Below are 21,050 nucleotides of genomic sequence, written 5' to 3' on the forward strand. Positions count from 1 at the left end.
GCTTCACTCCATTCATAATTCCTTGATGATCCAATCGGTCAAAATCAAATCAATCTCTGCAGCACCAGCTGCCAATCGAGATTCTCGTTCCTCCAGCCATAGCGCCAGCTCAGATAACCTATCTTGCTGAACGGTAAGCGCCCGGTTCATCTCGGCGGGGCTAGGACCGCCCCGCAGACTGCGTATATTTACAAAATGCGCAGGCTCCAACGCTTGCTTTAATTGCTCCTCAGTTAGCCCAAGCGGGAAGCCAATGGTTTGGATCGCAGCTTCGTTTAATGCTTGAAGGTTCAAGTCAGTTATCTTATTGCCATGCTGAACGGCATGCGTGACGAGCTTGCTTACGATTGAATGTGCTTTATGAAAAGATAATCCTTCATCTCTGACGATCGTATCAGCAAGCTCGGTAACAGTAGCGAAGCTTGCAGCAGTGCGCTGCCTCAGAACATCCTCGTTTAGCTGCAAGGTAGAGATGACCTTGGACAACAATCGATACACAACTTCAAGCGTCTCTAGGCTGCGCCAAGCATAGGGCTGCATATCGTCTTCGGTATCCACAATATCGCCAAAAGGCGTATTGTGAATCATCGTAAGGACGGTCTGAGCATTGCCTGTAATGCTGGATAAGAGTGAACGGATATGCTCAACGGAAACTGGATTTCTTTTTTGCGGCATAATGGAACTGATTTGGACGTATGGGGCGGCTATTTGAACGACTCCAAATTCCTGTGTGCACCACAGCAGCAGCTCCTGCGTAAACCGTCCAAGATTAATCGCTGCGAGCGTGATTCCTGCGGCGATTTCACCGACATAATCTGCTCCGCTTACAGCGTCATAAGAGTTTTCAATTAATCCGTCAAAAGCAAGCAGCTCGGCAACGCGTTCCCGGCTAATGGCAAAACCCGACGTTGTCAGAGCGGCAGCTCCCATGCTGCTTAAATTACAATTTGCGTAGGCCGCCTGCAATCTGCGTATATCCCTTGCGAGCGAGTCTGTTACCGCTGCAATGTAGTGGGCGATTGTCGTCGGCTGTGCTTGCTGGGTATGCGTATGAGCGATAAAGATCGTTTCCGTATGTTTCTGGGCGAAAGCGAGCAGTTCAGTGTGCAGCTGCAGGGCAGACGAGATCGTTCTAAGCAGTTTTTCTCGTAAAGTGATTCGGTATATGGCAATACCCATGTCATTGCGGCTTCGAGCCAGATGAAGGCTGCCGGAGGCTTCATCCGATAATTTAAGCAGCTGGTGTTCCACTTCAAAAAACAAATCCTCAAATTGGCCGGTATAGGTACCGCTGTTTAACTGCTCCAAATCAAGTGAAAATAATGATTTGGCGATTTTATGGCCTTCTTCCTTGCTAAGCAGCCCTTGCTCAAGCAGCATGATGAGATGCGCTTTATGCACGGAGATCATTGGAAGCAGAAGCTCCTTCTTGGCTTGGTCATAGGCAGGCGCAAGTACCGCTTCAGCATAGGTTCTGCCAGGGAACGAGCTGCCTTCAGCTGAATCGCTCCGTCTAATCGTCATCGTGTACGCCCTCCTTCGTAAAATAACTTTTTATTTGGCAGATGTTGAAGTTGCATGAGAATATAAAAACAGCCGGAGCTATYGCATAAAGCGATTTCTCCGGCTGTCCGGTCGTTTTCCATATTATTCCTAGTGGAATTGTATGATTAGAATAGTATCACGGTTTTATTTGGAGCGCAACTCTTTTTATTGTCCTTTAGATCTTCAGCATTTCATCGCTTGGTACAGGCAGGAGCTCACCCGAGTCAAGAGGTGTATACGAAAGTAAAGACTAGTATATGGATCAACATTGCTCACCTTTCTATACTAGAACTAAGAAGGAAAGCTGCATAAAAGCAGCCGCATTATTATTATGAAGACCATGTGGAGGGGTAGTATGAAGAAGAAAAGGAAGGCGCTCTTGAGTATCGCATTGGTTCTTAGCTTGGCCGTTGCTGGGTGTGGCAAAAACACGAATGAACCGGAAAAATCGACTAACACGCCCGTTGAAAAAGGAAATGAAGTGATTGAAGTATCGACGGTTTCGCCAAGCGATCAATATTTAAAGTTTGATGAGGGCGAGAGTTTCGAGAAAAATTCCGTATACGATGCCTATGAGAAAGACATTGGCGTCAAGATTACGAACAAGTGGGTAGCTGATACGAGCCAATTCAAGGAAAAGGTAAAGATTACGATCGCATCCGATGATCTTCCCGATTTTCTCTTAGTTAATGCAACGCAATTGAAAGAGCTGACTGAAGCGGATATGATTATGGATTTGACCAAAGTGTATGACGAGAATGCCACAGAGGAAACGAAAAAGTTTTTGACGATGGATGGAGGCATGCAGATGAAAACAGCGATGTTTGACAACAAGCTGATGGGTATTCCGAGCTCATACAATCCGTACCAATATCAGTTTTTGTATGTGCGTACAGACTGGCTGAAGGAGCTGAATTTGCCTGAGCCGAAGACGATGGCAGATTTCATGGCGATTGCTGAAGCTTTCAAAGCCAAAGATCCAGGCGGCACAGGCACATCATACGGGCTTGCCGTAAGTAAAAATCCATTCAGTATGGATACAGGAGTAACGGGACTACGTGCATTCCTCAATGGCTATCATGCCTATGAAAATATTTGGATCGAAGATGGCAAAGGCGGCTTGGTCAATAGCGACATTCAGCCGCAAGTAAAGGATGCGCTTGCTGCACTGCAGGATATGTTCAAAAAAGGGCTGATTGATCCTGAGTTCGCTGTAAAAGATGTGGAGAAAGCGGCAGAACTCGTTTACAACAATAGCATTGGTATGGTTTATGGCGCATCTTGGACACCAGCTCAGCTTGTGAAAGGTGCTGTGAAGGACGGAAAAGTGGTTCAGGAGTGGGGAGCATTCCCGATTCCAACGGTAGACAGCAGCCCTGCATTATCCCAAATCGGGCTGGGTGTTGATGAATATTATGTCATCTCCAAGAAGGCGAAGCATCCAGAAGGCGTTATTAGGCTGCTGAACCAGTGGATTGCCGTCGACAATCATCCAACTGATGAGCAAAAGGTATACGAATTCGGTAAAGACTTGAAAGAGAAGGGCAACAACTACTGGCTGCTTAGTCCGCTGCGCGTAGGTAAACAACTGGATAACAACGGCGAAATACTGCCAAAAGCGATTGCCAATAAAGACACTAGCATTTTGGTAACGAAGGATCATAAAACGCGGTATGAGCGGGCAATGAAGTATGTTGACGGCGATACGAGCATGTGGTGGGAGTATTTGATCTCAGGCCCAGGCGGCGCGTTCTCTCATGTACCGGAAATCCAGAAGAATAAGCAATATTTGCAAAATAAATTTTACGGCGCGCCAACTCCAACTATGGTAGACCGACAAGAAATTTTGCTCAAGAAGCGGGATGAAGTTTTCTTCAAAATCATCATGAATCAAGTATCGGTGGATGAATTCGATAAATTCGTCGTGGAATGGAAAAAGCTTGGCGGCGATGAAATTACAAAAGAAGTAAACGAGTTTTACGCTGCTCTGAAATAATTGCAAAACGAATGAGTAGAGGGATTGGTTGAAGCAATCCCTCTTTTTATTAACCTTAAACAACGAGGTGAATGGCTTGAATGTACTAACACGGATGTGGAAGAGGGAATGGCCTCTTCATCTGATGCTGCTTCCGGGAATCGTTTTGGTTTTGATATTTAGCTATGTCCCGATGGTCGGTATCATTATGGCTTTTCAGAAATATGTACCAAACAAAGGGTTATTCGGGTCCCCTTTCATTGGACTGAAAAACTTTCAGCTATTAATTGATTATCCTGATATCGGGCGTATTTTCTTTAATACGGTCTATATAGCCGTGATGAAAATCATAGTAGGTCTCATTGTACCGATCACGATTGCGATATTGCTTAATGAGCTGCGGAGAGAATGGATAAAACGGACGTTTCAGACGCTCGTTTACTTGCCTCATTTTTTATCATGGGTACTGCTGAGCGGAATTATCGTTGATGTTTTTTCTCCATCCTCAGGCATTTTCAATCAAATATTAGGCTTGTTTGGGATAAAGCCTATTTTTTTCTTAGGGAGCAATGATTGGTTTCCATATGTTATGGTCGCCTCGGATGTATGGAAGGAGTTTGGATTTGGTACAATTGTGTACTTGGCTGCGCTGACGGGCATCAATCCTTCACTTTATGAAGCAGCCGAAATTGACGGTGCAGGGCGTATCAAACAGACCTTTCATGTCACACTGCCTGGAATGATGCCGATTATCGTGCTTATGTTTACGCTTAATATCGGGAATGTACTCAACGCTGGCTTCGAACAAATCTTTAATTTGTATAGTCCGCCTGTCTATGAAAGCGCAGATATTATTGACACCTTTGTCTATCGAATGGGTGTGCAGCAAGCGCAATTCGGTTTCGCCACGGCAGTAGGCTTATTGAAATCTATCGTCTCTTTTATATTCATTTCTCTTTCTTATCTGTTAGCTTATCGTGTAGCGAATTACCGCATTTTCTAACGATGCGTTCGTAATTCAGAAGGGAGACATTACGTGATTACAAACCGATCATTTAGCAGACGACTATTTGTAGCGTGCAACTTTACTTTTCTCATGCTGACATCCTTCTTATGCCTCATGCCTATCATTCATATTTTGGCGATCTCATTCAGCTCTGGAGCTGCCGCGGCTGCTGGGAAAGTTATTTTATGGCCGGTTGAATTCACCACTGCGGCTTATGATAATGTATTTGGAAAACCGGAATATTTGCGTGCATTCTGGGTATCGATTCAGCGCGTTGTTCTAGGAACCTCCATTAGTATGGTTTTGATGATTATAACCGCTTATCCATTATCCAAAGATCCCCGTCAATTTCGGCTTAGAACCTTATATGCTTGGTTATTCGTGTTTACGATTTTGTTCAGCGGCGGTCTGATTCCTTCTTATTTGACTGTAAAATCGCTAGGTTTAATCGATACGATGTGGGCACTCGTCTTGCCAACGGCTATTCCGGTGTTTAATGTTATTTTATTGCTTAACTTCTATCGTAATTTGCCTAAAGAACTAGAGGAATCCTCGCGTATAGATGGTGCAGGTCATTTCACTACCTTATGGAAAATATATGTACCGCTATCGTTACCAGCTTTGGCAACGACGGGACTTCTTACGATGGTGGGGCATTGGAATAGTTGGTTTGACGGCATGCTGTATATGAATCATACTGAGAATTATCCGCTTCAGACGTTTCTGCAGACGGTCATTATCAAGATGGATTTCCGCTTTATTAAAGCGGAGAATGCCGAATTAATGCTCAAGCTGTCTGATCGCACAAGCCGAGCGGCACAAATTTTTGTCGCAGCATTTCCGATTCTGATTGTGTATCCTTTTTTACAGAGGTTTTTCATCAAAGGAATCGTAATGGGGAGCGTAAAAGAATAGTGCCGGAATGGTCTACTACTACTAGCAGGAGTAAAAATGATGAAAAACCTATTCTTTTTGCATGATTCCTCCATATTCAAAAAAATTATGGCTGCCTTTTTGGCGGCCTTGCTGCCGCTGATGGCCATTACTTGGATGATTATAGAGAAGGGCTCGGAAAATATTCGCAGCGAGATCTCAGAATCGATACTGAATACGACTAGGTTTTATATGGACTCTCTCGACAAGGAAGCGGATCGAATTAGCCGTTATTTGCCGAACTATGTAATGGACAAAGATTTGATGGAAATTGCTACAACGGGCAATGACATGAGCTCATATGAGCGTTCGCGCAAAATATTGGATATCCAGCGAAGGCTTGAGCTTATGAAAAATTCAAGTCCGTTTATTAAAGAAGCAAAGGCGTATATTCCATTAATCAAGCGCACGATTCTGAGTAATGATTTTGAGACCTCTTTGAATGAATCGGAGTATACCGCGATGCAGGCTAATGTGAAATTGTATGAAGAGCCGTTCATTTATTGGGAAAACCGATTGTTTATAACGATGCAATATCCTATTATTTCAGTTAAAAATCCGTTGTATATTGTAGGGGTTGAGCTCTCAACGAGCAAAATAAAGGACACGTTATCGCAAATTGGCGGGACGCGAGACGGACACAGCGTGCTGCTTAATTTGGAACGCGGCTGGGAAATTGAAAGCGGGGTAGACCCGGCTTTACTGGGGCAAATGAAAGCTTTGGCTGTTAAAAAGCAGGAATCAAAGTCTAATGAAGGTTACGAAACGGTTATCTACAATGGTAAGCGCTTTCTTACAGTATATAAATATTCTACGCTTTGGAATTCCTATTCGATTACCTGTATTCCCGAAGAGAAGGTTCTTGGATCATTGCAAATGTACAGAACATTATTTTTATGGGCTTGTGCTCTTTCGGTAGGTATCGTCTTATTTTTCACCTATTTCCTATTGCGCTTTATTTACCGGCCTCTTATGAAGCTGGTGCAAGCCTTTCGCCGTGTTCAGCAGAATAGGCTGGAGCCGATTGTGATTGACCGTGGAGGAGATGAATTCGGATATTTGTACAAAGCCTTTAATGACACGGTACGATCGCTCAATACGTTAATTAAGGAAAATTACGAGCAGCAAATTCGGAATCAGCGCTCGGAGCTGAAACGACTGCAATCGCAAATTAATCCTCATTTTTTATATAACTGTTTTTTTGTTCTGTGCCGATTAATTAAATTGGACAGTCAGAAGGAGAAGGCCTATCAATTTTGTTTATACATTGGGCAATACTTTCAGTTTATTACTCGCGATGATGAGGATGAGATCCCTCTCGAGCTTGAGGTAGAGCATTCGCGTACTTATGTTGACATGCAATCGATCTGTTACGGGGAACGGATACAGGTTTCTTTTGCAGGAGATGTCCCAGCTATTCACGTACCAAGGCTGATTTTGCAGCCTATTATTGAGAATGCCTATAAGCATGCTTTAGGCAATATGGTACTGCGCGGCGAATTGAAGGTACACAGTGACCAAACGGAAAATGAATTCACGATTTATGTGGAAGATAATGGCCAGAGCATTACGGATAAAGAGATTGAACAGCTTCAGAAGAAGCTGCGGCATTCAACAAATCATATCGAGGAAACAACAGGAATTATTAATGTGCATCGTAGAATTCAACTGCGTTACGGAGAGAAGTACGGCATTGCGCTGTCACGATCTGATTTAGGCGGATTGATGGTCACAATCAAACTGAGTGCAAGCTAGAGGAGGAAACAACATGTACAGACTGCTCATTGTAGATGACCTGCCCATTATTGTTGATGGTTTAGTAGAGCTGTTCGAGCAGACAGAGCATTTGCAGCTCGAAGTGATGAAAGCTTATTCAGGGGAAGAAGCATTGGAGGTATTATCCCAGCATCGCATGGATATCGTCGTATCCGACATTAAAATGCCGGGAATTGAAGGAATCGAGCTGTTGCAGGAAATAAAGGCACAGTGGCCTGCCTGCAAAGTTATTTTTCTAACGGGATATAACGATTTTCAATATGCAAGAAACGCCATTACTTACGGTGGTTTTGATTATATTCTAAAAATAGAAAGCGACGAGAAAATCATCCAGTCTGTCGAACGAGCCATCGAGAAAATAGAAGAGGAACAGGATCAAGTACAGATGATTACGAGAGCGCAAACCAGTATGAGACTGGCATTGCCCTCACTGCAAAAAGAGTATATATGGGGGCTTCTGCAGGGTAAGCATGCAGCGGAGAATCAGTTAAAGCAGGCCTTCAATGAATTAAATATTCCGCTCGATGCTGCCCTGCCGGTTTATGTACTCATTGCCAGAATCGATGTATGGAAGGAAATGTTCACTGCGCCGGATAAAGCATTATTAACCTATGCGCTGCAAAATATTGGCGACGAATATTTGTCTGCACAGGTAAGAAGCTATTCCGTTGTATTTGAGCTGTCAAAGATCGTCTGGCTGATTCAACCGAAAAGCTGTGATGAGTTATCTGCTGATACCAGTTCCAGCAATTTGGATTTTGTTAGAGCCTATCGCTATACGAGCGGCATATTGGAAACGATTCAAGGTACATGCAAGAGGCTGCTGGGAACGACCGTTTCTTTTCTCCTTGGCAGCGAAGTGACGGAATGGAATGATCTATCGGATCGTTTTCATGCGAACAAATATGGTTTGGTGCAAGGGCATGGATTGTTTAATGAGGTCATTATGACCGATAAAGACATTCAGAATCAAGAGACAGACGATAAAGCCGGCAGCATTCATGATAGCTTTTACCATGCTCGGGTTCAATTGCTGATGAGCTGTCTGGAAAATAACAATCGGGAGCAGTTCAATAAATTGTATATGGAGCTTACTGCAATTTGGAATGTCCCAGGAACGCCTAATGAGCGCAAAATAGAAATGTATCATTCCCTCTCGGCAGTGTTTCTTTACTATATACACAAAAACCGGGACATTCGGGATTACATGAATACGCAGCTCGACTTGGAGAAGTTATACCGCTATGGGGACTCTACCTCATGGACGGAATTGATTCAGTATTATAGGCAAATGGCGGACTGTTTTTTTGAATGGAATACGCTGCGCGGCTCGCAATTGCCGACTGAGGTTGTGAATAAAGTACATCGCTATATCGAAGAGAATTTGTCTACCGATATTTCCTTAACCGCTTTAGCGGATTACGTAAGCTTAAATCCTTCTTATTTGTCCAGACTTTATAAGCAAATAACGGGCATAGGCTTATCGAAATACGTGAACGACTATCGGAATTTGGTTGCCAAAGACTTGCTTCTGAACACATCCATGAAAGTTAATGAAATTGCGGCTGCGCTCGGGTACAATTCCGCGCTTGCCTTTATTCGGTTTTTCAAGAAGCAGAACGAGACGACACCGCAGGATTTCCGCATGGCAAGGTGCCAGTCGCAAATACAAGGTCAACAATAGTATATGGATTGTAAACAACGATCTCTGTCTCCTCCTGAACGCTCCCCTTACAATTGAGGTATAGAAAGCGCACAAGAGGAGGAGAAATTTTGAGAACATTAACAGCCGTATTACTAGGCGCAGGCAGCAGAGGGAGATACATTTATGGGCCGTATGCGGAGAAATTTCCGAATGAATTAAAAATGGTTGCTGTAGCTGAACCAAATGAAGAACGCAGAAATCGGTTTGCAGAAATCCATCAAATCGACCAAGAGCATGTGTATGACAGCTGGGAAAAAGTATTTGAGCAAGGGCGTATAGCAGATGTCATGATCATCTGTACACTCGATCGGATGCATTATATTCCGGCGATGAAGGCCATGGAACTCGGTTATCACGTTCTGCTTGAGAAGCCGATGTCGCCTTCACTTACGGAATGCATTCAGCTTGAGCAGGCATCACTGCGGCATAAAAGGCTGCTTGTTGTTACGCATGTGCTTCGGTATTCACCATTTTGGTCTGGGATTAAAAAATGTATCGAGGACGGCGAGCTTGGCACGGTGGGTACGATTCAATTAACGGAGAATGTCGGTTATCAGCATATGACGCATAGTTATGTGCGCGGCAATTGGCGGAATTCAGAGGAGACTAGTCCAATGATTTTGGCCAAATCGTGCCACGATCTGGATATCATCTCCTGGCTTATGGATCAGCCTTGTACAAGCGTTAGCTCGTACGGCTCTTTACTGCATTTTAGATCGGAGAATGCTCCGGATGGTTCAGCGGAACGCTGCATTGATGGCTGCGCTGTCGAGAAGGAATGTGCTTTCTCAGCGATAAAGATGTATATGCAGGCGCCGGATCACGCTTGGGCGAGATATATGACGAATGATTTGTCACAAGAGGGTATTCTGAAAGCGCTGAAGGAAGGACCGTTTGGACGTTGTGTATACCGCTGCGATAACAATGTCGTTGACCATCAGGTTGTGAATATGCAATTCGAGAATGGAGCGAATGCATCGTTCATTATGTCAGGATTGACGCAAAGCGGTACACGCCGTGTTCAAATGATGGGCACAAAGGGTGAAATTATTGGCGATATGGAGAAAGGTTCTTTTACGCTGTATCGTTATGCAACGGGAGAACAGCTTGAAATTCGCTGCAGCGTCCAAGGGGATGGCCACGGAGGCGGAGATGATCGGATGGTCAGCTCGTTCCTGCGAAACGTTTGCCAATTTGACAGCAATCCTTCACATGGCTTGACCTCTGCAACGGCGTCGCTGCAAAGCCATCTGATAGCATTTGCGTCGGAGCATTCGAGGCTGCATGAGGGGCTTGCGATCAAAATGTCGGATATGCTTGAGAAGCAAGAGCTGCCTGCATAAGGTAAATAGGCAGGGTTGAGATAAGGTGTCTCCATAGTGGTCAGCTCGCTGGAGCAATAGTTCGCTTTGGACAAAAATGATGGATCATATGCTGCAAGACAATGGTACAAGAGCTGTTTAGCTAATCATGTACTGCTATTTCCTGTTCTGGTCGATGGCTGTTTGCTTTAAAGCATACGATGGGTAGGCGAACGAACGCTTTGGCTTACTGGTTAGCAAGAGCCTTGAGAAAAGAAATGTTGGGATCTCTAGTTATTCTTCATCTGCTAGTTGCGCTTATGTTTTTAATAGTTATTTCGCCGTCAGCGGCGCACAACATGCTAAGAGCACTCCCCTAACGAACTGTATTAAGCTTATTGTACAGAAAATTACCTGTTTTAAGTTTTAACGAATCTTAATGTCGTTATTTCATGCTTTATAAGATGTTATGCCTCATTTTTCTCGATATAATGCTTCTGGAGTTCGTTGGAATTTCAAAGCTATACGAATAGTCTAAATAAGAGCTGCTAGGTTCGTTAGCGATATATGCTTTAACGATGGCCGCTAGCAACAGAGCATTTTGAGCGTCAACAGTTGAGGCGGATTGTGTGAATACGCATAAATGCGAAAATAGAATGCGTTGCAAAATTAAACCTATCGTTTCCATACAAGGCACGATGAAATAGGGCGAGTCTCAAAAGAGATAAACTCACTGGAGAGATAGCTCGATTTCATTAATAATCATGCAGCTGATGAAAAAAATGGCGTCACAGAAATTTTTTCTGTGACGCCATTCCCTATTTGAGTCTATTTATTTTGAGATAGGCCCATTTATTTGTCCATGACAAGAGCAATCTGAGCGGTGAAAGGAGACAAGTAAACAAATGTATATCAAAGTCATAAGTTATCTCTTTGAAAGTCGGGTCAAGTTTCTTAAAGTAACAGTAAGAACATGGCCTGCAAGCTTCTACATCGGTTGCGATGGAATCTTAGGAAGGAGGATTGAGTGCTGCAAAAGACTTAAAGCAGGCTTGAAATGAAACCTATTGTATTGCATGTCTAGTAGTCTTTTTATTTGAGAATAGAAAGGGAGCTGTCATTAATGAAAAGAAGTAAAAGCTGGATAGCTATCGCATTGATAAGTGCCCTGTTGTTGACACTGGTTCCGGCAGTACAAGCGGAAGATGGACAAGATCAAGGACAGGATCAGGGACAGTCTGCATTCCGTAATCTTGCTGCGGGGCTTGGATATGAATGGTCCGAAGCTCCGGAGGCCAAGTACCCGGATGATCATAATAAGCTGACCGATGGCATTTATGGAAAGTTGGATATGTCGGACCCGGCTTGGGTAGGGCATGTGAAGAAGATGACACGCGAGGTTGTGTTTGATTTAGGGGAGAAGAAATCTATCTCGAGCATTAAAGCGCGATTTTTGCAGGATTGGCCTGACAACACTATGCTTGTGCCGTTGACGGTCTCAATGTACGTATCCGACGACAAAGAAAATTGGGGAACGCTTTCACACAATTCAACCAAGCTGCTTTGGGGGGATGGGCCGCCAAGAGAAGAGGTATATGACTGGAATGGAAGCAGAGATGGCATCAAAAGTGGGAATTCTGATGCGGAGATGGCTTATGCCCGTTATGTGAAAGTAACCTTCTCGATGCATACGAGAGCTTGGACCTTCATTGATGAAATCGAAATATGGGGCGCAGATGGAAAAGTGGAAGGAGCGGAAGAAGTTGCCGCTGAGCAGCCGAGCTACTTAGAGCCGGGAGAAGCAACGGCTGGCATTCGTAATCTTGGATTGCTCTATAACGGACAATATGCGAATGATAAGGGTACTTGGACGAAGGATCGGATTATTCCTAATATCAGTTACGTAGATCGGTCCGGGGAACCAGTGGATTGGCTTTTTGACGGCGTTCTTTATCTTGGACTTACATCGCCGGCCGGAAATGCGTTTGGCGGAGGAGCTACGCTGGAGGACTGGAAATGGTACCTGAACAAAACATTTGCAGAAACAGGCGATATGCAGCAGCTAAACGAAGCGGCGATGGAAGTTGGAAGCAAGCTGAATCAGCCTGATCATAAGGTAAAGGTTGTTTTAATGATTCCAGACCCAGGTGAGTATGTGAACGATTTCGGAGATATTGACGGTGATGGTATATCTGAAAGCTTCAATGCTTCTGAAGTTGGAGAAATGAAAGCGTATGCAAATAGAGAGAAAGCGATACAGTGGTGGTTAAATGAAGCGGAACAAAAATGGGCATCAAACCATTACTCTCATCTTGAGCTTGCCGGCATGTACTGGCTGGAGGAACAAATCAGTACAAGCGCGACAGGGCCGGATTTAATTCGTTCGACGAGTAATAAAGTGCATGCTCAGAACTTGAAGCTTTTCTGGATACCGCACTTCTTAGCTTACAAAAGCCATATGTGGAAGGATGTCGGGATAGATGCTGTAGCCTTCCAGCCAAACTACTTTTTCGAGCCATTGGATGAGGATCGTCTGGAAGACGCCACGAACATAGCGAAGCGGTATGGGATGGGCGTTGAGCTTGAGTTTGATGATCGTATGGTGACTGATGGCGTGTTTAGGGAGCGGTATGTTGATTATTTAAACAGCGGCGTCCAAACCGGCTTTATGCAATCAGCCTTTAAAGCCTACTACCAAGGTAATAATGCTGTATTTGATACGGCGGTAAGTGCTGATCCTGCAACACGCATTTTGTACGATTGGCTCTATCAATTTATAAAAGGAACGTATCAAGCGAACAACGCTGCCCCTCCAAAGGCAGAAGTACAAATGAATGGCCAAGTGCTTCAAAGCGGAGTGGCTATTTCGGAAAGAGAACCCATTTCGTTTACATGGAAATTAATCAATGATGATGGAAGTGGATTGAATAAAGTAACAGCTACCTTTAATGGCAAGCCTTACACAGAAGGAACGGTTATAAATTTGGCAGGCAAGCCAGGAAAACATGAGCTTGTCATTACCGTAGCAGCAGGCAAATCGGAAAAAACATTTTATGTGATTGAAGCGGGTACCAGCGCATCCGATTTGAAAACATTAATTGAAAGCTACAAGGAAACCAAACAATTCACAAATGACGAAGCAGCTCGCTCGCTGAACAATTATTTGGAGATGATGAGCCGGTTCGAAGGAAACGACAAGTCGAAGTTTACCAAGTACTTAAAAGGCTTTAATGCGAAGCTGGAGCTTCTGAAAAAAGAGCATATGATTACAGACGGGGCGTACAGCACGCTGAAGGAAGACGTCTATTACCTGCTTGGAAATTTGGCACAGAATAAAGCCGCGGAAGCATCTACAGTAGAAGCCGGTAATCCAAATTATGCTCCGGGGAAAGCAGTTGATGGATTCCCTTCAACAAGATGGGCAAGTGAACTGCTGAACAACACATGGTTCCAGGTCGATCTCGGTGAAGTGACGGAGATGGACACTGTAACGATTGATTGGGAATACGCTCGCGCAAAAACCTATAAATTACTCGTCTCCGATGATAAGCAAAATTGGAAGAGTGTGATCAAGGAAAATGACGGCGTAATTACGGCGAAGGACGGCAAAGAAACGGTTCATTTTGACCCGATCAAAGCTAGATACATTAAATTTGAAGGGATCGAAAGAGCAACATTTTACGGATATTCGTTCTATGAATTTGGCGTTTATCACTTTTCGGGAGCAGAGGAAGCCAAGCCTATTGAAGGCATTAAAACTACGGTAGATGCGGCATCCAAAAAAGTAACTTTAGACGGTCTGGTAATGAATGGCGATCTTGCAAACGTAAGTTTGAAAGTCGTCGATCCACAAGGCAAAGTTCACTATGAAGCGAAGAAGATGAGTGAAGCTGCTGGAAACTTTCAATTCGACTTTACACTTACAGGTGAACTAGAGGGAACCTATGAGGCCTATCTAGCAACAGATGATATGAGTGAGCCGGAGAAGATTACTTTTGAATACAAGAAAGAGATTGAGCTTATTAAGACGATAGAAGGCGTTAAAGCAGGACTGGATACTGCGGCAAAAAAGGTAACAATTGATGGGTTAGTGGTGAATGGCGATCATACAAAAGTAAGCTTGAAGGTGCTTGATCCACAAGGCAAGGTAAATTACACAGCCGAGACGACGAGTACAGAAACTGGAAACTTTCAATTCGCATTTACATTGACAGGTGATGTAGAGGGGATCTATGAGGCGTATCTAGCATTAGATGATATGAGCGAGCCTAAACGGGTTACTTTTGAGTACAAGAAAGCATCGACTGGCGGAGGAGGCGGGGACTCGGTCATTTCCACTCCTGACTTGTTCCAGCTGCAATCAGATGGTTCTGTCAAAGCGGAAATGAGCACTAAGCTTGATCCAAGTGGAACGATGGCTGTCGGTGTGGTCAGTGAACAAGACCTGCAGAAGGCGATAGCTCGGGCGAAAGCAGATAAAGACGGAAAGCTGAAAGCAATTATTGTGCTTAACAAAAACGGCGAGGCAGCGAAGTATGCTTTGGATCTTCCTGTATCCTTCTTGTCTGAGCATCCTAACTTGCTTATTGAAGTAACGACGCCTAAAGCAACGATCTTGCTTTCTGGACAGATGCTGGTGAAGTCAGCAGAGCTTGGCAAGGAGCTGCGGCTTATCATCGGCGAGCGGGACCTTAAAACGTTGAAGCAGGATGTACAGATCCAGATAGGTGAAAGAGCAGTCGTTGAGCTTTCGGCGCTATTGGATGGAAAGGCTTATACATGGACCAATGCAAAGGCACCGATTACCGTTACGGTCCCGTATTTGTTAACAGGCAGCGAGACAGCGTCAAGCATCGGTATATTGTCCATTAATGAACAAGGAACAGCATCAGCAATTGCGGCAGCAGCCTATTCCGACTCAGATAAACATATCAGGTTCCAAATAGACCGCATGGGCATCTATGCAGTATTTTATAAACAGCCCGCAGCAGCCTTTACAGATCTCGGCAAATACTCTTGGGCGCAGGAAGCGGTTGAGAAGTTGGCTGCCTTAGGTATTGTAAAAGGAACATCGGCTACAACCTTCAGCCCGGCTGTACAGGTAAGCCGAGCAGACTTTATTCTAATGCTTGTAAGAGCGTTAGGCTTGAAGGCGGAGGCAAGCGATGCATTCACAGATGTTCAGCCACAGGATTATTTTTATGATGCAGTGGCTATTGCCAAGAAGCTAGGTATCGTTACCGGCATGGAGGGTGGACGATTTGAGCCGAAGGCAAAGATAACAAGGCAAGATATGATGGTTATGGCAGCGCGGGCATTAAAGGCAGCGGAAGCGTTAGAGCTACCTAGCGATATTGCATCGCTCAGCAGCTTCAAGGATGCAGATAAGGTGCCAGATTATGCAGCCAGCAGCATAGCAGGCATGATTGAGCTAGGTCTCATTCAAGGAGATGGCGGCATGATCAAGCCAAGCAATCATACTACCCGTGCTGAAACTGCAGTGTTTCTTTACCGAATCTTGAATTTGCTATCAGCGAAAGAATAGATTAACGAGGCACTATGACAGGAAGCAGCTTAATCAAGCTAAAGAAGAGGAGCCCCATGCGGGGCCCCTCTTCTTTTCTTCGTATATAGCAGATTAGACGGTTGTCCGATCCTCTTGCGCCAGCTTCGTATAGTACAGCTTGAAAATGAGATCCTGATTATAGTTTCCGAAACCAGAGCCGAATAAAGTAAAGCCGCCAATATGCTCAGCATCCTCCAAAATCGCAATACGGAACGTCCAGTGACTGTTGCTAATATCAATCTGGTCGAGACTTACATCCGAGAGCCTAAGGCCGTCCATGTAAGTGCCATCCTTCTTAATAATCAACCGCTTCAATAAACCGAACTGGTTGACATCATCAAACCACCAAGGTGGATTAAGCTTGCCTTTTCCGCCATAATCGGCAGGGCTCGTCCACATGCCAACATTTACACCATTAAAGAAAAACGTAAGATCCGAAGGCCAGTTCATATTGGTGAGAGGCGCTTCAGACGAAATTTCCATCGAAATTTCGAGCTCGTCTGGACTCTCGCTCGTTAATAGGAAGTTAGGAATTTTGTATTCGATATAACCTTGCGAGAACCATAATATTTTGGCGTTCACGCGATCGGGATCAAGAAAGTAGCGGGGGTCGTCGAAAATTCCGATAACCTTTTCCGTCGTGCAAATGCCGCAAGTAGGAACGATGTTGAGATCGGTATAATGTCCGATGGAAACCTCGGTTCTGCGTGACTCGCGCTGTACGACGTCCTTGCGAGGGAATGCTATTTCAAGTCCATCCATGCTAAGCGAGCACACCTTCTGAGCGGCACCGCCTTTGCCGGGGGTCATTTCGGATTTGATGATTCCGGCCTTCTCCAGCTTTTTTACGTGCATTGTCATGATTGCACTGCTTAAGCCTAAAGCCTCTGCCAGCTCGCGAATGTTCATTGATTTTTTGGAGAGCAGGTGAATCATTTGAATGCGTACATTACTCGATATAGCCTCAAATATAGGCAGGCTTTGCTCTGATAGCTCGATTTTCAAGGGTTACCTCCGAATAAGAGTTATTATTAATACATATGTGAATGTTTAGAGTAGGCTATAGTCTGTAATATACATGAAAATAGTCGAAATCACAAGGAATATTGCTTGAAATAGCCGCTGCAAGCCATGAAGAAGATAACCATATTGTAAATTAATTCGCCGTATCGTTTACTTGTGTGTACAAATTCATTTTTTTTGGATAAGCTTTATAAAATGAATATTTTTTGGTAGCATAATTATTAGTAAATGATCTAACAAATCTGTTTCCATAAAGAAAGGTGACCTTATTCATGCACATTGATCTTTCTAATAAAACAGCTTTAATCACAGGAGCTACTGGCGATTTAGGACGGGTTATGGCACGTACACTGGCAAGCTGCGGCGCTAACATCGTTCTGCACTACAATAATAACGAAGCAAAGGCCAAAGAATTGCAGACGGAAATTACAGCTATGGGCAGAAAAGCGATGATCGTACAGGCAGACGTAACGAATGAGCAGCATATTAATGAAATGAAAGCTAAGGTAACAGAGGAGCTCGGCCATGTAGACATCGTTGTCGCTAACGCGGTCATTCAGTACCAATGGACAAGCATACTAGAACAGCCTGTTGCTGATTATGTCAGCCAATTCGAATCCTGCGTATTGCATAGCGTCTTTTTAGCGAAAGCTTTTGTGCCGGCAATGATCGAGCGGGGCGGCGGTAGAGTCATTGGCATCAACACTGAATGCGCGATGCAAAATTTTGTGGGACAATCAGCCTATACAGCTGGCAAACGCGGGATGGATGGCGTCTATCGTGTGTTAGCCAAAGAAGCTGGGGAGCATCAAATTACGGTTAATCAGGTTGCGCCAGGGTGGACCATCAGTGATCGCGATCGTGCCACTGGTACGGAGGAGAACCTTGCTTATTCACAAAACGTTCCGCTTAAACGCAGAGGAACGGACCAAGAGATTGCCAATACGGTCGCTTTTCTAGCATCGGATCTAGCAAGCTTTATAACTGGCGCTTACATTCCTGTAAACGGCGGAAACGTTATGCCTGCCATCTAGAATAAGGGAGAGTTAAGAGGATGAGCCCCAGAAAACGATTGTGGCGCATATGGGCAGCTTTAGGCAGCATGAGAATGGAGGGGAAGCTATTTATCGTTTTCCTGCTTCTAATCACGCTGCCGTTATCGTTTATAGGCTACATCTCATATAGCAATTACTCGCGTTCGATTGAGGAGAAAACGATTGTCTATTCGACCAAAATGCTTGAGAACATGATGGTTCGTGTTGACGATTATATCGAGGATATGATTCGTATTTCCTCTATTCCTGCGTACCAGAACGATATCAAACAAAATCTGATTCTCTCGAACAGCTATTACGAGAAAAGGCAGCAAACATCGATCGATAATAGCAATCAGGTGCCTGACGATTTTGACCTTCTGCTCTTGATCCAGCGAGGCATAGAGGGAAATATTTCGTTCATCAATACGATAAAACGCGGCGCCAACTCGGTTTATATATTTGATCAGTTCGGCAATGGCTATTATTCAACAGCTGGCGGCGGCATTCGGTTGAACGTGAAGGAGAGCTATGAGAAATGGCGAGAGCTCATTAATACTTCCGGCGGTGAAGCGAGACTGTTCAGCACGCAAAAATATACGAGCAATTTGCAGAGCGTCAAATATGCGTTTACCGTCGTTCGCAAGGTGATTGATAAATCGCTTAAGCCTATCGGCATGATTGCGGTGGATGCGAATATTAGCGTCATTGAGGATCAAATGAGCGAGCTCGATAAGGTGACAAATGGAAAATCGGTCATTATCGATGAGCTTGGCAATGTCGTTTATGACAGCGACAAGCAGCGAATGGCCACAAACATTATGAGTGATCCTACGGTAGCCCAAGCAAAGGGCACGAAGGGGAGCTTTTATTTTGAGCGTGACGGTGTTAATCGTTTATACATTTATACGACCTCGCCCAATACGAAATGGAAGGTAATGACCTCCATTCCGGACAGTGAGCTGACGAAAGATGCTGTTGTCATTCGCAACGTAACCTGGATCGCTACAATTATTACGATTATCGTCGCGCTTTTTATTTCTGTTGTGTTTTCCTTTGCACTAACGAATCCGCTCCGCAAAATGATGCGATTGATGAAGAACGTGCAGGAGGGTGACTTTAACGTTCAGTTTCAAGTGAAATATCGGGACGAGGTAGGCCAGCTAGGCAATCAGTTCAACCGAATGATTGTCCGAATTGATCACCTCATTCAGGATATTTATTTGATGGAGACAAAAAAGAAGGAAGCTGAGCTGCACGCGCTGCAAAGTCAGATCAATCCGCATTTCATGTATAATACGCTCGAATCGATCCGAATGGCGGCTGAGCTGAATGACGATCAGATCGCAGCCGACATGATTGCCATACTCGGGAAGCTGCTGCGATACAGCATAAGCGATTTGCATGAGGAAGTAACGCTGGAGAATGAGGTTCTGCATATGCGCAACTATGTGGAAATGCTTAATTATCGTTATCCGAACCGCTTCCATTTAGAAACGCATATAACCGATGATATGCTGAAGTATCCTATGATTAAGCTTGTGCTGCAGCCCATTGTCGAGAATGCGATTTATCACGGCATGGATGACAATAAGGCCTCGATGAGAATTGTGATGAGCAGCGAGCGTACGCCGCATGGTGTGCTGCTTCGCATAAAAGATGATGGGCTTGGCATGGATGAGGATACATTAGATCGCTTAAACCGTTCACTTGCAGGATCGGAGGAAGCGGTCGTCAAGCGCAAATCAGGCGGAATCGGCTTGAAAAATGTAAACGAGCGTATCAAGCTCCACTACGGAAACGCATATGGCTTGAAGGTGACCAGTGAACGGGGGAAAGGCACCGAGGTTATTTTACAGTTTCCACTATAATGAGGAGAGACGCTGCATGAACAAATACATTTGTATGCTGCTGCTTATTGTTCTTTTGTCCAGCATAGGCTTGACGGGATGCCAGAAGGCACAAGGCAACAGCGAAAAGGAAAAGGAGCCCGTTAGCAAAGAGGAACAAGTTGGTCAAAATGTGACGATTAACGTAATGACCAATCGTGTTGATCTGATGGAGAATGGCGTGTTTCAAAAATATGCCGATCAATTTGCACAGCTGAATCCTGGCGTAACGGTCAAGTTTGAGGGCATAACCAATTATGCCAGCGATATTATGCTGCGCTTATCCACTCGCAGCTTAGGCGATGTGCTGCTGCTTCCGAACAATATTAAAAATGAAGACTTGCCTGATTATTTTGAGCCGCTAAGCGATAGCTTGTTCGAGCATATTCATTTTGCAGACTTTAAAGCCTATGCTGGACAACGCTTTGGCATTGCTACCGGCGCTTCCACGACAGGGATCGTATATAATAAGCAAGCTTTCAAAAAGGCAGGCATTACACAAATCCCAACGACGTTGGAGCAGTTTTATGCAGCATGCGAGAAGCTGAAGAAAGCCGGCATTGTGCCTGTCTATCTGAACTATGGCGCTCAGTGGCCGCTTATGACTTGGGGCGAGGATCTAGTCAGCTATATGACTGGTAATGCCGACTATTTAAATAATATGGTCAACACGGACGAGCCGTGGACTATTGATAATGCATGGGGACAGTCAATTTCCATCGTCAAAACATTAATATCAAAAGGGTATGTGGAAAACCAATTGCTCACGAATCAATGGGAAACATCCAAAAAAGAGCTTGCTGACGGTAGAGCCGCCATGTATTTAATGGGTAACTGGGTCATCAATCAAGTTATTGCAGCGGGTGCGAAATCGGAAGATATCGGCTTTTTCCCATTCCCTTACGACAATAGCGAGAAGCGCTTCTCGCCGCTAAGCCCGGATTGGTTTGTGGGTGTAAGCAAATTTAGCGAGAATAAAGAGCTCGCCGAGGCGTGGGTCAAATTTTTTGTAAACGAATCTGGTTATGTTGATGATTCGGGCTTCTTGCCTGTGATTGAGGATAAGCAGCCTTCCTTGCCGCAATTTCAACAGTTTCTATCGTTCAACATCGAATTTCTGGAGCGAAGAGTGCCAGACGACCTCTTGCTTGAAATTGCGAATACAGCTCAAATTGCATTTTGGTCCGGCGATTATATTCAAGAGTGGATTGCCTCTCCAGATTTGCAGAAGGTGTTTACCGAATACAATAGGCGCTGGAAAGAAGCGCGAACCATTACTGAAAGCTAAGGTGGACTA

The 21,050-nt window shown here is 44.5% G+C and carries 12 protein-coding genes; 10 read left to right on the forward strand and 2 right to left on the reverse strand.

Going from position 1 to position 21,050, the window contains the following annotated elements; genetic code table 11:
* Positions 1 to 12: 12 nt before the first annotated feature.
* The gene (argH, locus tag AC1DPK_RS29905) at positions 13 to 1,524 is read right to left on the reverse strand and encodes an argininosuccinate lyase (RefSeq protein ID WP_477512517.1); all 1,512 of its coding nucleotides are present in this window, start codon (positions 1,522 to 1,524) and stop codon (positions 13 to 15) included.
* A gap of 376 nt (positions 1,525 to 1,900) precedes the next feature.
* On the opposite strand from argH, the gene AC1DPK_RS29910 reads away from it, so the two are divergent.
* The 7 genes from AC1DPK_RS29910 (at position 1,901) to AC1DPK_RS29940 (ending at position 15,786) form a co-directional block, all read left to right on the forward strand.
* A complete protein-coding gene (locus AC1DPK_RS29910; protein ID WP_339204686.1) occupies positions 1,901 to 3,541 on the forward strand; it encodes an extracellular solute-binding protein in 1,641 nt (546 codons plus the stop codon).
* Positions 3,542 to 3,635: 94 nt separating this feature from the next.
* Positions 3,636 to 4,523, forward strand: coding sequence for an ABC transporter permease (locus tag AC1DPK_RS29915; RefSeq protein ID WP_477512526.1), 888 nt, complete (start codon positions 3,636 to 3,638; stop codon positions 4,521 to 4,523).
* A gap of 93 nt (positions 4,524 to 4,616) precedes the next feature.
* Positions 4,617 to 5,441, forward strand: coding sequence for a carbohydrate ABC transporter permease (locus tag AC1DPK_RS29920; RefSeq protein ID WP_372239007.1), 825 nt, complete (start codon positions 4,617 to 4,619; stop codon positions 5,439 to 5,441).
* 39 nt (positions 5,442 to 5,480) lie between these two features.
* Entirely contained in the window at positions 5,481 to 7,214 is a 1,734-nt protein-coding gene (locus AC1DPK_RS29925) for a sensor histidine kinase (protein ID WP_477512527.1), read from the forward strand.
* Positions 7,215 to 7,227: 13 nt separating this feature from the next.
* Complete coding sequence (locus AC1DPK_RS29930; protein ID WP_477512518.1) at positions 7,228 to 8,919, forward strand: response regulator transcription factor; 1,692 nt, start codon at positions 7,228 to 7,230, stop codon at positions 8,917 to 8,919.
* An 89-nt stretch (positions 8,920 to 9,008) separates the two neighbouring features.
* The gene (locus AC1DPK_RS29935; RefSeq protein ID WP_430059633.1) at positions 9,009 to 10,283 is read left to right on the forward strand and encodes a Gfo/Idh/MocA family protein; all 1,275 of its coding nucleotides are present in this window, start codon (positions 9,009 to 9,011) and stop codon (positions 10,281 to 10,283) included.
* A 1,081-nt stretch (positions 10,284 to 11,364) separates the two neighbouring features.
* Positions 11,365 to 15,786 (forward strand): DUF4855 domain-containing protein, encoded by a 4,422-nt coding sequence (locus AC1DPK_RS29940; protein ID WP_477512519.1) that lies wholly within the window; start codon positions 11,365 to 11,367, stop codon positions 15,784 to 15,786.
* Between the two features lie 93 nt (positions 15,787 to 15,879).
* Here the strand turns inward: AC1DPK_RS29940 and AC1DPK_RS29945 are convergent, their stop codons facing one another.
* The gene (locus AC1DPK_RS29945; RefSeq protein ID WP_076268999.1) at positions 15,880 to 16,812 is read right to left on the reverse strand and encodes an ArsR/SmtB family transcription factor; all 933 of its coding nucleotides are present in this window, start codon (positions 16,810 to 16,812) and stop codon (positions 15,880 to 15,882) included.
* Positions 16,813 to 17,102: 290 nt separating this feature from the next.
* Between AC1DPK_RS29945 and AC1DPK_RS29950 the strand changes: the two genes are divergently transcribed.
* Genes AC1DPK_RS29950 through AC1DPK_RS29960 form a run of 3 tightly spaced genes read left to right on the forward strand, consistent with a single transcriptional unit; the run spans position 17,103 to position 21,041 of the window.
* Positions 17,103 to 17,864, forward strand: a complete 762-nt coding sequence (locus AC1DPK_RS29950) for an SDR family NAD(P)-dependent oxidoreductase (RefSeq protein ID WP_477512520.1) — start codon at positions 17,103 to 17,105, stop codon at positions 17,862 to 17,864.
* Positions 17,865 to 17,884: 20 nt separating this feature from the next.
* Entirely contained in the window at positions 17,885 to 19,735 is a 1,851-nt protein-coding gene (locus tag AC1DPK_RS29955; RefSeq protein ID WP_477512521.1) for a cache domain-containing sensor histidine kinase, read from the forward strand.
* 16 nt (positions 19,736 to 19,751) lie between these two features.
* Positions 19,752 to 21,041 carry an ABC transporter substrate-binding protein gene (locus AC1DPK_RS29960; RefSeq protein ID WP_477512522.1) on the forward strand — a complete coding sequence of 430 codons (1,290 nt, stop codon included), beginning with the start codon at positions 19,752 to 19,754 and terminating at the stop codon, positions 21,039 to 21,041.
* Positions 21,042 to 21,050 lie beyond the last annotated feature (9 nt).

The sequence above is a fragment of the Paenibacillus sp. 01T424 genome (genome assembly GCF_056398745.1).